Origin of the sequence: Patiriisocius marinus (assembly GCF_008974325.1) — a bacterium.
Lineage (GTDB): Bacteria > Bacteroidota > Bacteroidia > Flavobacteriales > Flavobacteriaceae > Patiriisocius > Patiriisocius marinus.
Genome location: NZ_BKCG01000001.1, coordinates 178,917 through 192,490 on the forward strand (window position 1 = coordinate 178,917; position 13,574 = coordinate 192,490).

13 protein-coding genes are annotated in these 13,574 nt (G+C 33.4%); 9 read left to right on the forward strand and 4 right to left on the reverse strand.

The features are described 5' to 3' along the window. Nucleotides 1-7 precede the first annotated feature (7 nt). The 9 genes from GBH57_RS00790 to GBH57_RS00830 all read left to right on the forward strand — a co-directional run bounded on the left by GBH57_RS00790 (nt 8) and on the right by GBH57_RS00830 (nt 8,032). Nucleotides 8-436: an energy transducer TonB gene (locus tag GBH57_RS00790; RefSeq protein ID WP_151672150.1), complete on the forward strand. Its 429-nt coding sequence runs from the start codon at nt 8-10 to the stop codon at nt 434-436. Nucleotides 437-604: 168 nt separating this feature from the next. Beyond that, nucleotides 605-1,771 (forward strand): ergothioneine biosynthesis protein EgtB, encoded by a 1,167-nt coding sequence (gene egtB / locus GBH57_RS00795; RefSeq protein WP_151672151.1) that lies wholly within the window; start codon nt 605-607, stop codon nt 1,769-1,771. Next, nucleotides 1,738-2,745, forward strand: a complete 1,008-nt coding sequence (locus tag GBH57_RS00800; protein ID WP_235904620.1) for an L-histidine N(alpha)-methyltransferase — start codon at nt 1,738-1,740, stop codon at nt 2,743-2,745. Before egtB ends, GBH57_RS00800 begins: the two co-directional genes overlap by 34 nt. A gap of 65 nt (nt 2,746-2,810) precedes the next feature. Continuing rightward, nucleotides 2,811-3,092, forward strand: coding sequence for a DUF427 domain-containing protein (locus GBH57_RS00805; RefSeq protein WP_151672152.1), 282 nt, complete (start codon nt 2,811-2,813; stop codon nt 3,090-3,092). A gap of 33 nt (nt 3,093-3,125) precedes the next feature. After that, nucleotides 3,126-4,604: a malate dehydrogenase (quinone) gene (gene mqo, locus GBH57_RS00810; protein WP_151672153.1), complete on the forward strand. Its 1,479-nt coding sequence runs from the start codon at nt 3,126-3,128 to the stop codon at nt 4,602-4,604. A 39-nt stretch (nt 4,605-4,643) separates the two neighbouring features. After that, a complete protein-coding gene (locus GBH57_RS00815) occupies nt 4,644-5,771 on the forward strand; it encodes an FAD-binding domain-containing protein (RefSeq protein ID WP_151672154.1) in 1,128 nt (375 codons plus the stop codon). Nucleotides 5,772-5,794: 23 nt separating this feature from the next. After that, a complete protein-coding gene (locus tag GBH57_RS00820) occupies nt 5,795-6,424 on the forward strand; it encodes a flavin reductase family protein (protein ID WP_151672155.1) in 630 nt (209 codons plus the stop codon). 1 nt (nt 6,425) lies between these two features. Further along, nucleotides 6,426-6,560, forward strand: coding sequence for a DUF2256 domain-containing protein (locus tag GBH57_RS00825; RefSeq protein ID WP_151672156.1), 135 nt, complete (start codon nt 6,426-6,428; stop codon nt 6,558-6,560). Beyond that, entirely contained in the window at nt 6,557-8,032 is a 1,476-nt protein-coding gene (locus tag GBH57_RS00830) for a cryptochrome/photolyase family protein (RefSeq protein WP_151672157.1), read from the forward strand. Before GBH57_RS00825 ends, GBH57_RS00830 begins: the two co-directional genes overlap by 4 nt. On the opposite strand, the gene GBH57_RS00835 is transcribed toward GBH57_RS00830, so the two are convergent. From GBH57_RS00835 to GBH57_RS00850, 4 genes are all read right to left on the reverse strand, one after another. Then, nucleotides 8,033-8,494 (reverse strand): RNA methyltransferase, encoded by a 462-nt coding sequence (locus GBH57_RS00835; protein ID WP_151672158.1) that lies wholly within the window; start codon nt 8,492-8,494, stop codon nt 8,033-8,035. It abuts the gene before it with no gap. Nucleotides 8,495-8,541: 47 nt separating this feature from the next. Then, nucleotides 8,542-11,007: a TonB-dependent receptor gene (locus tag GBH57_RS00840; RefSeq protein WP_151672159.1), complete on the reverse strand. Its 2,466-nt coding sequence runs from the start codon at nt 11,005-11,007 to the stop codon at nt 8,542-8,544. Nucleotides 11,008-11,125: 118 nt separating this feature from the next. After that, nucleotides 11,126-12,451 carry an HTTM domain-containing protein gene (locus GBH57_RS00845; protein WP_151672160.1) on the reverse strand — a complete coding sequence of 442 codons (1,326 nt, stop codon included), beginning with the start codon at nt 12,449-12,451 and terminating at the stop codon, nt 11,126-11,128. Continuing rightward, nucleotides 12,444-13,568, reverse strand: a complete 1,125-nt coding sequence (locus tag GBH57_RS00850) for an imelysin family protein (RefSeq protein ID WP_151672161.1) — start codon at nt 13,566-13,568, stop codon at nt 12,444-12,446. Before GBH57_RS00850 ends, GBH57_RS00845 begins: the two co-directional genes overlap by 8 nt. Nucleotides 13,569-13,574 lie beyond the last annotated feature (6 nt).

Genomic DNA, 13,574 nt, shown 5'->3' on the forward strand with positions numbered 1-13,574 from the left:
ACTACTTATGAAAAAACTTATCTTTCTATTTGCAATTTTAGCAGTTACAGTATCTACAGCCCAAGAAGAATGGGGTGATGTAAATAAAAACAAACTAACAATGAAAGAGATTGCACCAGTATGGCCAGGCTGTAAAGGAAGCACCTCTCAATTAGATGCTTGTTTTAATACAAAACTTACAGAGCACATTGTAAAAAATTTCAAATATCCAACTGAAGAATATAAAAAAAATATTCAAGGTCGCGTTACAGTTAACTTTGTAATTAATGAATTAGGTAACGTTGAAGTAACTAGCGTAACTGGCGGAAATGCGGGTCTTCAAAAAGCAGCAAAAGATAACATAATGAAAATGCCTCAAATGAAACCTGGAATGATGGGTGGAAAACCGAGAGCTATTAAAATGACAGTTCCTTTTACTTTCAAAACTGGTAAGTAACAGTAGTTATTATTATACAAAATTTAAAAAAGCCTCAATGTTATTGAGGCTTTTTTGTTTAACACATATACCCTAACCCCAAACAATTAACACCTTTTAACATGAAAGGGCTTCAGAAAGGGAAAAATGTTTCTGTATCTTTATAACATACACAGAAATTTCACTATTATGATTGCTACTAAAAACCTTGTAACTTTATTTACTGAAACAAGAAGCAAAACAGAACAACTTTGCAAACCTTTAGAGATTGAAGATTACGTTGTACAACCCATAGTTGACGTCTCGCCACCAAAATGGCATTTAGGACATACTACATGGTTTTTTGAAGAATTTATCCTAAAACATCATAAACCAAACTACAAGTTATTTCATCCAGATTTTGCTTTTGCTTTTAACAGCTATTATGAATCTATTGGCAAAAGAGTCGTTAGAACGGATAGAGGAAATATGTCTCGCCCTGGAGTTGCACAAGTTTATGATTATAGACATTACGTTACTAATGAACTAAAAGATTTTCTAGAAACTATTGATATTTCAAAGGAAATCGAACACCTATTATTAATGGGAATTCATCACGAAAAACAACATCAGGAGTTGTTAATGACTGATATTAAATATATTCTTGGAAATAATTCTTTCCAGCCAAAGTACGACGACCATTTTATTGAAAGCACTACGGAGAAGGAAAAGTTTAAATGGATTTCAATGGGTGAGGGAATCTATGAAATAGGTCACACTAATTTAGAAGAGTTTCATTATGACAATGAAATAGGACGACACAAAGTATATCTCCACAAATACGAAATTGCAAACAAGCTTGTAACTAATGCTGAATATTTAGAATTTATAAAAGCTGGCATATACAATGACTTCAACTATTGGCATGCTGAAGCTTGGGAATGGCTAAAAGAAACTGGAATATCTCAACCTATGTATTGGCACAAAATTGATGAGAATTGGCATCACTACACCTTAAATGGCCTCAAACCATTAACCATGGACTCACCAGTAAAACATATTTCATACTTCGAAGCATTTGCTTATGCACAATGGAAAGGTTGTAGGTTGCCTACAGAGTTCGAGTGGGAAGCCTCTCAAAACAACTTTAAATGGGGACAACGATGGGAATGGACAGAAAGCGCATACTTACCCTATCCCGGCTATAAAAAGGCACCAGGAGCTATAGGTGAATACAATGGGAAGTTTATGGTAAATCAAAAAGTACTTAGAGGAGCATCTGTTGTAACCGCATCGAAACATACACGACCAACCTACCGAAATTTTTTTCATACAAATTTAAGATGGCAATACACTGGGATCCGTCTTGCCAAATAACACTGAACATACAGCTACAAATGCCAAATACACCATTTAAAAAAGATGTTTTCGAAGGACTTAACACCTTCCCTAAATTTCTTTATTCAAAATATATTTACGACAAAAAAGGAGATAAATTATTTCAAGATATTATGGCGATGCCGTCATATTATTTGACTAATTGCGAATTTGAAATTCTAACAAATCACGTTACAGCGATTTCAACATATTTTGACAATAAAGAAGAAGGTTTCGACCTTATTGAATTAGGTGCTGGAGACGGTAAAAAAACCAAAGTACTGCTTAATGAATTAGTTTCAAAAAAAACTAATTTCATATACAAACCTATCGATATTAGTCAAAACGCAATCGATAGTCTTTCATCAAACTTAAAAGCTGAAAATCCTGCTTTAAAAGTCGAAGCAGAAATTGGAGAATATTTTGATGTCCTAAAAAGATTAAAATCATATGACTCTAGAAAGAAAGCTATAATGGTTTTAGGTTCTAACATTGGAAACTTATTACACCCAAAAGCTATCGACTTTTTAACACAACTTAAAAATGCCATGTCATCTGAAGATATGGTTCTTATAGGTTTTGATCAGAAAAAGGACCCACAAACTATACTTGATGCATATAATGACCCTGAAGGAATTACTGCAGCTTTCAATAAAAATTTGTTAGCACGTATCAATTCTGAAATGAAAGCAAATTTTGATTTAGATGCTTTCAAACATTGGGAAGTTTACGATCCAGAAACAGGAACTGCAAAAAGTTACTTGGTTTCTACTAAAAAACAAGAAGTGACCATTGGCGAAATAGCGCTTACTATCAACTTTGAAGAATGGGAAACAATTCATACTGAAATATCTCAAAAATACGACGACAAAATAGTATCGTGGTTAGCAGATGAAGCTGGTTTAACAATTGTAGATTCATTTACAGACAATAAAGGATATTATAAAAATTATCTTTTTATGAAAAAGAAATAACAAATCTTCCCGCTTTAAAATTTTGGCGAAAGCCAGAAATAACAAAAACTTTTAAAATAAAAAATATGAAAGCAATCTGGAACAATCAAGTTATCGCAGAAAGTAATGACACCGTTGTCATTGAAAACAATCATTACTTTCCACCTAGCTCAATAAATAAGAAGTTTTTTAATTCTAGTGACACCGCTAGCCATTGTCCTTGGAAAGGTACTGCATCATATTTTACTTTGGAAGTCGATGGAAAATCAAATGCAGATGCAGCTTGGTATTACCCTACAACTTCACATGCAGCAAAACCAATTGAGGGTTACATAGCTTTCTGGAAAGGCGTGGAAATAACAGAATAATAAAGCCGAAATTTTAACAACTGAACCATTACCATGATAAACAAATCCGTTAAAAATTTCGACCTAATTTGTGTAGGTGGAGGAATAATGAGTGCCACTCTAGCCCTTATTACAAAATTGCTAAAACCTGAATTAGATATCTTACTATTAGAACGTTTAGACAGGGTTGCACAAGAAAGTTCTGCTGCTTGGAATAATGCAGGAACAGGCCATTCCGCTCTTTGCGAACTTAACTATTGCCCTGAAAGTGACGGAGGAGTTGATATTTCTAAAGCAATTGACATTTGTAATCAGTTTGAAATTTCAAAACAATTTTGGGCATTTCTTGTAAGGGAAGGGCTGTTGAAAGATCCTAAAAGCTTTATTAACCCTGTTAAACATCATAGCTGGGTTCACGGCGAAGACAATGTGATTTATCTCAAAAAACGCTTTCTAGAAATGAAAGAGCATTTTATGTTTGATAGCATTGAGTTTACTGATGAGATTGACAAAATGAGAGAATGGTTTCCACTAATTATGGAAGACCGAACGGAAGACGATGTTATGGCGGCTTCACGAATGGACAGAGGATGCGAAATGAATTACGGCGCATTAACCGAACAGCTTTTTGCTATACTTGAGAATGATTTTGACACTCCTGTTCAATGTAATATGGATGTACTAGATGTAGATCCAGATGAAAAAGTAGAATGGTTCGCCAAAGTAAAAAACACTGTTACCGATGAGCTGTTCCATTTTGATGCACACCATATTTTTATTGGTGCAGGTGGTGGAAGCCTTTTATTATTACAAAAAGTAGAGATTGATGAAAAAGAAGGTTATGGCGGTTTTCCCGTAAGTGGTCAATGGTTAGTTTGTAAAAATGAAGAAATTATTAAGCAACATAATGCTAAAGTGTATAGTAAAGCTGGACCTGGTGATCCACCAATGTCAACACCACATCTAGATACCCGTTACATTAACGGAAAAAGAGAGTTACTGTTTGGACCTTTCGCAGGGTTCAGCCCTAAATTTTTAAAAGAAGGTTCAAATTTAGACCTATTTAAATCTGTTAAATTGGATAATATTTCTCCTATGTTAGGAGCTTTCTGGAAAAACTTGCCACTTACTAAATATCTTATTGAGCAACTTGCAATGTCCTTCGAAGATAGAATGGATGAGCTTCGAAAATTTGCAAAAGGAGCCAAAAATGAGGATTGGGAAATTATCCATGCGGGACAACGGGTTCAAATAATAAAGGAAGATGATTATACGGGTGGTGAGCTACAATTTGGAACCGAAGTAATTAGTAGTAATGACGGAAGTATCACTTGTTTGCTAGGTGCTTCGCCTGGGGCATCTACGGCAGTATATATAATGCTAGATGTTTTAGAAAAAGCATTTCCAGAAGTCATAAATAGCCCTGAAGGAAAAGAAAAACTTAGGTCTATTGTTCCAACCTACAAAACCGAAATCACACCAGAATTATTTAACGAAAATCTAGAACGATCGAAAAAACACCTTCAACTTTAGAGCATAACTAATCAGTTTTTGATAAAAAAGCTATTTCAAATGAAAGTCCCATCAACCATAAAATATATCTTCCCAACAGAATTGACAGAAATTCTAAAGCGAATTGACGCAATCGATCCTGAAAAATATGGGCGAACGCGTAATTTTATCGATGGCGCAGTTACACAATTATCCCCGTATATTTCAAGAGGTGTTATTTCTACAAAATATATTTTTGAAAAATTACTTGACAAAAAATATGCTTTTGAAACTATAGAAAAAATATCACAGGAACTTGCTTGGAGAGATTATTGGCAGTTAGTGTGGATTGAAAAAGGCAACCTTATTGACACTGATTTAAAGAACGAACAAACAGAAGTAACGAACCACAAAATAGCTGCTGCTATTACCGATGGAACTACTGGAATTGACGCTATTGATCTTGCCACCAATGAGTTTTACAATACTGGTTATTTACACAACCACATTAGAATGTATATTGCTGCAATAGCTTGCAATATGGGACGTTCACATTGGAAATTACCTGCACAATGGATGTACTACCATTTACTTGATGGAGATTGGGCAAGCAATGCACTTAGCTGGCAATGGGTTGCAGGAACAAATAGCAATAAAAAATATGTTGCTAATCAGGAAAATATAAACAAATATTGCTATACAAATCAAAAAAACACGTGGATTGATGTGCCTTACGAAATGTTCTCTGAATTTGAAACACCTCAAGTATTAAAAGAAATAAAGGAACTTGAATTAAAAACCGAGCTACCTCAAAGTAAAAACATTACTATAAACAAAACTCAACCCACAACTATTTACAATTATTACAATTTAGATCCACTATGGTTAAATGATGTAAAAGCTAATCGTATTTTGCTATTAGAACCCTCGTATTTTAACGCATACCCTGTTTCGAAAAAAGTGTTGGATTTTGTTATTTCACTTTCTAAAAACATTCCAAATATTCAGCTATTTGTAGGGGAATTTGATGAACTTCTAAAATATGAAGGACTTAATGAAATTCATTTCAAAGAACATCCTACATCAAATCACTACCAAGGAACAATGCATAATAGAGATTGGATGACTGAAGTTAAAGGATATTACCCATCGTTTTTTAAATTTTGGAATAAAGCTAAAAAGGAATTGAAAAATAGATCCATTAACTAAGACTATTAAAAGCGAGAAACGCTATGGAATTGAATAAAGAAGCAATTGAACAACTAGATAGAGTTACACGTTTAAAAATAATTAATTCCGTTAGTGGAATAAAACCAGCTAACCTCATAGGGACCGTTAGCGAAGATGGCATCACAAATGTAGCCATCTTTAGCTCTGTTGTACATTTAGGGAGTAATCCACCGCTAATTGGTTTTATGATGCGCCCAAAAGGAAATGTTCCAAGAAATACCTATCAAAATATAATTGATAAAGGGTTTTACACAATTAATCATATACATCCTGAATTTGTAGAACGCGCACATTATACATCGGCTAAATTTGATGCGTTGGTATCTGAGTTTGAACGTTGCAACCTTACTGAAGAATACGTTGATGGTTTTAAGGCACCATTTGTAAAAGAAAGCACCTTTAAAATAGGATTAAAATTTCAGCAGGAAATTAAAATTGACATCAACAATACTTCACTTATCATAGGTGAAATTGAACACCTCATCATTCCTGATAATGTCTTTGGTAAGAACTCAAATATCGATTTAACAAGTTCAAACACTGTAGGTATCTCTGGACTAAACAGCTATTATAGTTTAAATAAAATTGCGGAACACCCGTATGCTCGAGTAAAAGAAACTCCTGAATTTTAAGATGAAAAAACAAGATCTACCTAAAAAAATATGCCCCGTTTGTAAACTTCCATTTACTTGGCGAAAAAAATGGAAGCTAAATTGGGAGACTGTAATTTATTGCAGTGAACGCTGCAGAAGAACTAAAAACATATGATTTTAAACCTTATTTTTCCTCATCAATTATTCAAAAACTCGCAATTACTTGAAAATAATTTTGAGTGTTATCTCGTGGAAGAATGGTTATATTTTAAACAATATAAATTTCACAAACAAAAAATAGCTTTCCATCGCGCTTCAATGAAATGGTATGAAAGTTATTTAAATTCTTTAGAAAAAAAGACTTTTTATATTGAGAGTACTAGTAACGATTGTGATATTAGAATATTATTAAAAAAACTTCATAAAAAGGGTCTCAAAAAAATTCAGCTATTTGAAGTTGTAGACAACTGGCTTCATAATCGTATTACTGAAACATGCTTGAAATTAAATATTGAAATTCAATTTTTTGAAAGTCCGCAGTTTATAAATACAACTGAAGAAACACAACGTTATTTCACATCAGAAAAGAAGAAATTTCAACAATCTCACTTTTATACTGCTCAGCGTAAAAAACTTGATATACTTGTAACAAATGGAAAACCCACTGGTGGGAAATGGAGTTACGATCACGAAAACAGAAAGAAATATCCACGTAATAAAATACCGCCTTCCATACAGTTCCCAGAAACTAATGATTTTTTCACAGAGGCTAAGGAATATGTCTCAGAACATTTTAAAGAGAACTTAGGGGAAGTTAAACAATTTCCGTTATATCCTATTTCATTTAAAGAAAGTGAAGCTTGGTTAAATCAATTTCTAGAGCAACGTTTTATTGAATTTGGGCCTTATGAAGATGCTATTGTTTCTCATAATTCATTTTTAAACCACAGTATATTAACCCCAATGTTAAATACTGGCTTATTAACTCCCGAGTTAGTAATTGAAAAAACACTAAGCTTCGCTGCAAATAATGAGATCCCACTAAACTCGACTGAAGGATTTATTAGACAGATTATTGGATGGCGTGAGTTTATGAGAGGTATGTATGTTTCAAAAGGAACCGCTTCAAGAACTTCTAATTTTTGGAAACATACACGTAAAATACCCGCATCATTTTATGACGGAACTACAGGAATTCCAGCATTAGACACTACAATTAAAAAAGTGTTAGCTACAGGGTATTGCCATCACATAGAACGATTAATGGTACTTGGTAATTTTATGTTGTTATGCGAGTTTGACCCAAAAGAAGTATATAAATGGTTTATGGAACTTTTTATTGATGCTTACGATTGGGTAATGGTGCCTAATGTTTATGGAATGAGTCAATTTGCAGATGGCGGATTTTTTGCAACAAAACCCTACATAAGTGCCAGCAATTATATTCTAAAAATGAGTGATTATAAGAAGGGAGATTGGCAAGAAATATGGGATGGACTGTTTTGGAACTTTATGGACAAAAACAGAAACTTTTTTGAACAAAATCCACGAATAGGAATGCTACTTAGGATGTTCGATAAAATGGATCAAGAAAAACGCACTACTCATTTAGAAAACGCTAGTACCTTTTTAAGCTCGTTAGATTAATTATTGTAAAGGTTTATTTCTAGAGCGATCGTAAAGGACTATACTTCCTGCTACAGCTACGTTTAGGCTAAACTCAGATGGGAATTGCACCAAAAAATGTGACTTATCAATAGCCTCTTTAGTCATTCCGTGATCCTCTGCTCCTAAAAGATACACACACCTTCGTGGGTGATTAAAATCTTCTAAGTTTTCTGAACGATCATCTTTTTCAATTCCTACAATACGAACCCCTTTTGGCAAGTGTTCGAAAAAATCGTTGAAGTCTTTATAATGGAAATAAGGCATTGATTTAACAGCATTATGTGTATCGCTAGCTTGATTTGCATAACGTTTTCCAATGGTGAAAATAAAACTTGCTCCTAAGTTTTGAGCTGTCCTCCAGAGTACTCCCAAATTTTCGGGAGTTTTTCCATTCATTATTCCAATGCCAAAATATGTTGTGGTAAAATTATCTGGTTGCATTTAGCAAAGATATAATTCTTAATATTTCCGAGGAAAACATTTATAAATTAACCTTCAAACTCATCGTCTCCACCACCGTTTTGACTTGGTCTACCTCGTTTTTTCTTTTCATTAAATCTATATGTAAATGAAAGATTTATAGAACGTTCTCTCCATTGAAACTCACTATCGCTAGTAAATGTAGTAGTGTCTGTAAATGAACGACGCTTTCTTGAATTTAACAAATCGCTCACATTTAAACCAATGGTTCCATTGTCTGACATAATATCTTTACTGAAAGCTAAACTCACTGAAGTGATGCTTTTGTTTTCGGTTTGTGCATTGTTGCTTGGACCTCTATAGAATACATTTGTCTGCCAATCGATTTTGTATGGTAAACTAACTTTAGCACTACCTCTAGCAAAATAACTAGTATTTTTTGTACCGTAATCAACACCTCCGAATGCACCTTCTGTTTCGAACTGGAAGAAGTTAAAACTTCCGTTTAAGCGCAACCATTTGTTTGGGTTATAAAGAATCCCTGCCTCTGCACCTATTCTTTTATTTGTGCTTAGGTTAATAGGAATTGTTCTAATAATTGGAATTCCGTTAGGTGTTAACTCCCCTGTATCTTCTTGAATTCTTTCGAAAGCATCAGTTTCATATTGGTAATATATTGATGATGTTAAGGTCACTTTACCCCATCTTCTTAAGTATCCCAAATCGAATGCACTTGCATAAGCAGGGTCGAGATTAGGGTTTCCTTGAAAAACGTTTGCTTCACTAGAACGTGATGGAAATGGATTAATGAATCTCCCTCTTGGTCTGTTAATTCGTCTATTATATCCTAAACTTATATTTTCGCTCTCTCCTAATTCGTAGATAAGGTTTAGCGTTGGGAACAATCCTGCATAGTTTTTATCAAAATCAATATTTAACTCTTCACTACCCGCTGCTTGTATGGCGTCTACTTTTCCTTTTAACTGAGTATTTTCAAATCGTAAACCAGCTAAAAATGAAAACTTTCCAAATTTATTACCATATTGCGTATAAACTGCGTGTACGTTTTCATTGTAAGTAAACTCATTAGACAAACTATCGTTTCTAATAAAAGCGCCTCCTACAATAGCTTGTTCTGTTAACTCATAATCTGTTATAGATTCTTTAAAATTACCACGATATCCTGCTTCAAACTGTGCATTTTCTCCTATTGGCCTTACATAATCAATCTGAGCTAAGTATTCATTTTGCGTCTCTTCACTTGTGATAAATTCGGCTGGAAGCTCTAAGTTATTCGGGAAGGTATTTTTTTCTCCAATGAAAGATGTTTCTTCTTGATCATCATTTTCATATTGTAAATCTGCTGTTAATTCGTGACCATTGGTATCGAATTTAGTAACGTAGTTTAATGAAAACTGATATCTTTTACCATCGTCAGTTTCATCTTCAGTTCTAAGTCTAAATGTTGATAGGTCATTGTTAGCATCAAATTCTCTTGTTTCATTAATAGTTTCATCATCATCATTTCCTAATTGAAAAAAACCTGTAGCAGTAATCGAAGTCTTATCTGATAAAAAATATTCAATACCTAAATTAGTATTAAAATTTCGACTTAATCTTAAATATTCTCTATCTTCAATTACAAGTGGATTAATCACACTAGCATCTTTATATTGATTGGTGAAATTTGCATTTCCTGGCGCATCTCTATATCGATATCCTGTTGTATTGAAAATATTGAATTTGTTAGTACGTAAGTTAATGTTTCCTGAAATACCAGCACTGTTAGGATACCCTATATTTGTTTGAATTGATCCATTAAGACCTAATGTTTTTTCTTTTCTAAGAATAATGTTTAAAATACCGGCAGTACCTTCAGCATCATATCTAGCAGATGGAGATGTTATAACCTCAACTCGTTCTATCGCTTCAGCGGGTAATTGCCTTAGGGCATCCGTCGAACCAAATCCAGCAATTGCAGATGGTTTGCCGTTTATTAAAATTCTAACATTTTCATTTCCTCGAAGTGCAATTGCCCCATCAACATCTACTGTAACCGCAGGAACATTTGAAAGTGCATCACTTACTGTTGCTCCACTAGTTGTTAAATCCTTACCTATATTATAAATTTTCTTGTCTAATCTAACTTGAACTTCAGTTGTTTCTGCTCTAATTACTACCTCGTCTAAGCTTTGTGCATCCTCTGCTAAATACTGCACAGGTAAGGTTGTGTTTTTCTGAAATTTTTGAGCTTCAAGCACTTTAGTTTCAAAACCAATAAACTCATACGATACTACATAAGTACCAGATGAAACTTCTACATTATATTGACCAGTTGCATCTGTTATCCCACCTGTCACAATACTTCCAGCTGTATTAGTTATTACCACAGTTGCATACTCTAAAGGAGCATTTGTTTCCTTTTCTAAAATTTTACCTGAAATAGTGATGTCAATTGATGGTGAAGAACCTCTTTCTTGACCAAAAGATAAAATGCTACATAGAAGAAAAATAGCAGTAGTGATTACTCTCATAATAAATAAATTTTGGGCAAGGTATTTACTTGTAAGAAATTGTTCTACTAATGCCTACTTAATCTTTTGTTAATTAACAAAGGTTTAAATGTAACGCAATTTAAAACACGGGAGCGACTTAACGTAACGGACTAATATACTTATAAATAGCATTCGAATTATTCAATTGAGTTAAATCCAAATTCTCATCAATGTATTGTTGAGAAGGCCTACCGTTTAATGAAACTCTAGAAAATACAGAAATAGATGGATTTTCAACACCCTTTACTTTATAAGTATTCTCTAAATATTTAGCATATTGCCATATCATATCAGGCTGAAAACTCATTTGTGTTTCTTGAATTTTAGTAAGGCGTTGAGAAGGATACTCTACCCACTTTTTCCCTGAAACAGGATCTTTTACAGTAAACTTGACAATTCCAGTTTTCTCCATTACCATTACGTGCCAAGAAAATCTAAAACCGCGTTCAGTCCATAATACGTTATCAGTTAATAAGAAATGACGTAGTGGAGCTAAAATTTGGATAGTGACAAATACAACGAACACTCCTTTTATTAATAAATTCCTTGAAGTTTTTAAAGCCGAAAATTTAATGGTTGAAATATTTGGCGAAAGTCCAAAAAGCCTCCTCCATTCGTTAGATTCAATAAAAATCAACGAACCAAATATCATCAACCAAGGAAACATACCTATATTAAATAGTATATGAGTAAGAATATGAAACACTAATACTAGAATAAAACCTATTGGTCTTGATTTACGATTCCATAATAAAAATGGTATTATCAAATCATACAGAAATCCACCCCAAGCAAAAACAAAAGGTGTTAATTCGTTTTCAAATATTACCCCTATTAATGGTATATCTGTTTTAGCATTGAGCCATATTTTTAATGGTTGTGCTTCTATCAACCAGTCATGTTTCAGCTTTGCTATTGCTCCGTAGAAATAAACAATACTAAGTTGAAATTTAATAATAGCAATAGTCCAAGTAGGAACGGTTGCCTTTTTTAATGATTTGAATATTGAAGAATCGCACGAATACTTTCCATTGGCTGGTAACCAAATAAGAAGAAATGCTATTAATGAAACAAAATAATAGTGGTTTAAATACCAGGATTTTTCAATAAGTTCTAAGTAGGTGAATAACAGAAAAAAGCTCACCGTGGCAATACGATAAAACAAGCCTATACTTATTAAAAAAGCAGCTACAGCACACAGTACAACTAAAATATACATTGTAGAAGCACTAAAAGGTTGTATCCATTCAAAATTAGTATACGTAAAATGAAATGTAGGATTTACATATGCTTCTTCAATCCACCCATTACGCATAAAACGCAACATTGATAAACCCATTATAAAACCGAATGCCATTCTAAAAATGGCAAGCGGTAAAATTGATGTAGGATTGTTTAGATATGCAGAAACCTTATTAATCACCGTCGTTACTATTTACGGTTACAGTAGCCCCAATAGCATTAGACATATCTACCTTAATAAGAACCTCTAATTCATTTAATGCTTCTTGCAACTCAAGTACCTTTGTAGTATCTACTACGATTTCATTTTCTAAACTTCCAGTAATGGCATTTAACTTTTGAGTACATTCTTCAAAGCTTAGTTCAATTACATCACTTAAAACCTCAGCACCAACAAGATCCAAATAATCATTAAACCCAAGTGTAATAGCACCCTGTCCATAATTACCAGTATAACAATTACTTAACGTCTGTAAATTTTCTTTTAATGAAAGTAACGATGATTTGCTTCTATTATTTTCTAATGCAGTTATATCAACAACTCCTCCATTAGCTTCACCCAATGCATTTCCTAGTTTTCTAATTACCATTTGTTCAGACAACGTTACCATTGCATTTGCTAATTGATTTTGAGATCCACTTAAACCGTTTTGCAACAAATTTGTAAATTTTGTTTCATAGCCCAACCATAACGCCTCTAGCTCAATAGCTTTAGTTGATAAATTTTCAGTAAGCGCTATTAGATATTGCATTTGCCTAGCCGCATTTGGAGTACTTGTAAAGGTGTTTAATGTTTCAGTAGTAGTTTCCTGAGAAAACAATAAATATTCAATTGCCGAAATACCCTTAGTTGAAGATCCATTACCAGTAACAAACGCTTCATTTATTGTTTCATCACTTGCTATAAAATTATCGATAGTCTCAGTATTTGAAGGCCATCTATTTATTTCAAAATGTATAAAACTATCTTCAATAACACCCACATTATAGAGCTCCATATTTTTCCAAACTTTCAACACCTCAACCCATTGGGCTTGAGTAGCTTCTAAATTTGTTACCGTAGGAGACTCAGAAAACAATCTTGCTATTTGATTTAAATTTGACGTTTCAGCAATAAACTGATTATTCAATACAGCAATTCCATTTTTATAAACATTGGTTAGTTGCGCTTGCCTTCTATATTGAACTTCTTGTTCATTTACAGAAATACTTCCTTCGTCACAACCCATAAAAGCCAATGTTATGATTGCAGCAAATAGAATCGTTAGTTTGGCAAATTTATTTTTATTTAATTTCATAGTTTA

Excerpts from the sequence above, each read along its gene's own strand:
- GBH57_RS00790 (WP_151672150.1), top strand. The coding sequence starts at position 8 with ATGAAAAAACTTATCTTTCTATTTGCAATTTTAGCAGTTACAGTATCT.
- egtB (WP_151672151.1), top strand. The coding sequence starts at position 605 with ATGATTGCTACTAAAAACCTTGTAACTTTATTTACTGAAACAAGAAGC.
- GBH57_RS00800 (WP_235904620.1), top strand. The coding sequence starts at position 1,738 with ATGGCAATACACTGGGATCCGTCTTGCCAAATAACACTGAACATACAG.
- GBH57_RS00805 (WP_151672152.1), top strand. The coding sequence starts at position 2,811 with ATGAAAGCAATCTGGAACAATCAAGTTATCGCAGAAAGTAATGACACC.
- mqo (WP_151672153.1), top strand. The coding sequence starts at position 3,126 with ATGATAAACAAATCCGTTAAAAATTTCGACCTAATTTGTGTAGGTGGA.
- GBH57_RS00815 (WP_151672154.1), top strand. The coding sequence starts at position 4,644 with ATGAAAGTCCCATCAACCATAAAATATATCTTCCCAACAGAATTGACA.
- GBH57_RS00820 (WP_151672155.1), top strand. The coding sequence starts at position 5,795 with ATGGAATTGAATAAAGAAGCAATTGAACAACTAGATAGAGTTACACGT.
- GBH57_RS00825 (WP_151672156.1), top strand. The coding sequence starts at position 6,426 with ATGAAAAAACAAGATCTACCTAAAAAAATATGCCCCGTTTGTAAACTT.
- GBH57_RS00830 (WP_151672157.1), top strand. The coding sequence starts at position 6,557 with ATGATTTTAAACCTTATTTTTCCTCATCAATTATTCAAAAACTCGCAA.
- GBH57_RS00835 (WP_151672158.1), bottom strand. The coding sequence starts at position 8,494 with ATGCAACCAGATAATTTTACCACAACATATTTTGGCATTGGAATAATG.
- GBH57_RS00840 (WP_151672159.1), bottom strand. The coding sequence starts at position 11,007 with ATGAGAGTAATCACTACTGCTATTTTTCTTCTATGTAGCATTTTATCT.
- GBH57_RS00850 (WP_151672161.1), bottom strand. The coding sequence starts at position 13,568 with ATGAAATTAAATAAAAATAAATTTGCCAAACTAACGATTCTATTTGCT.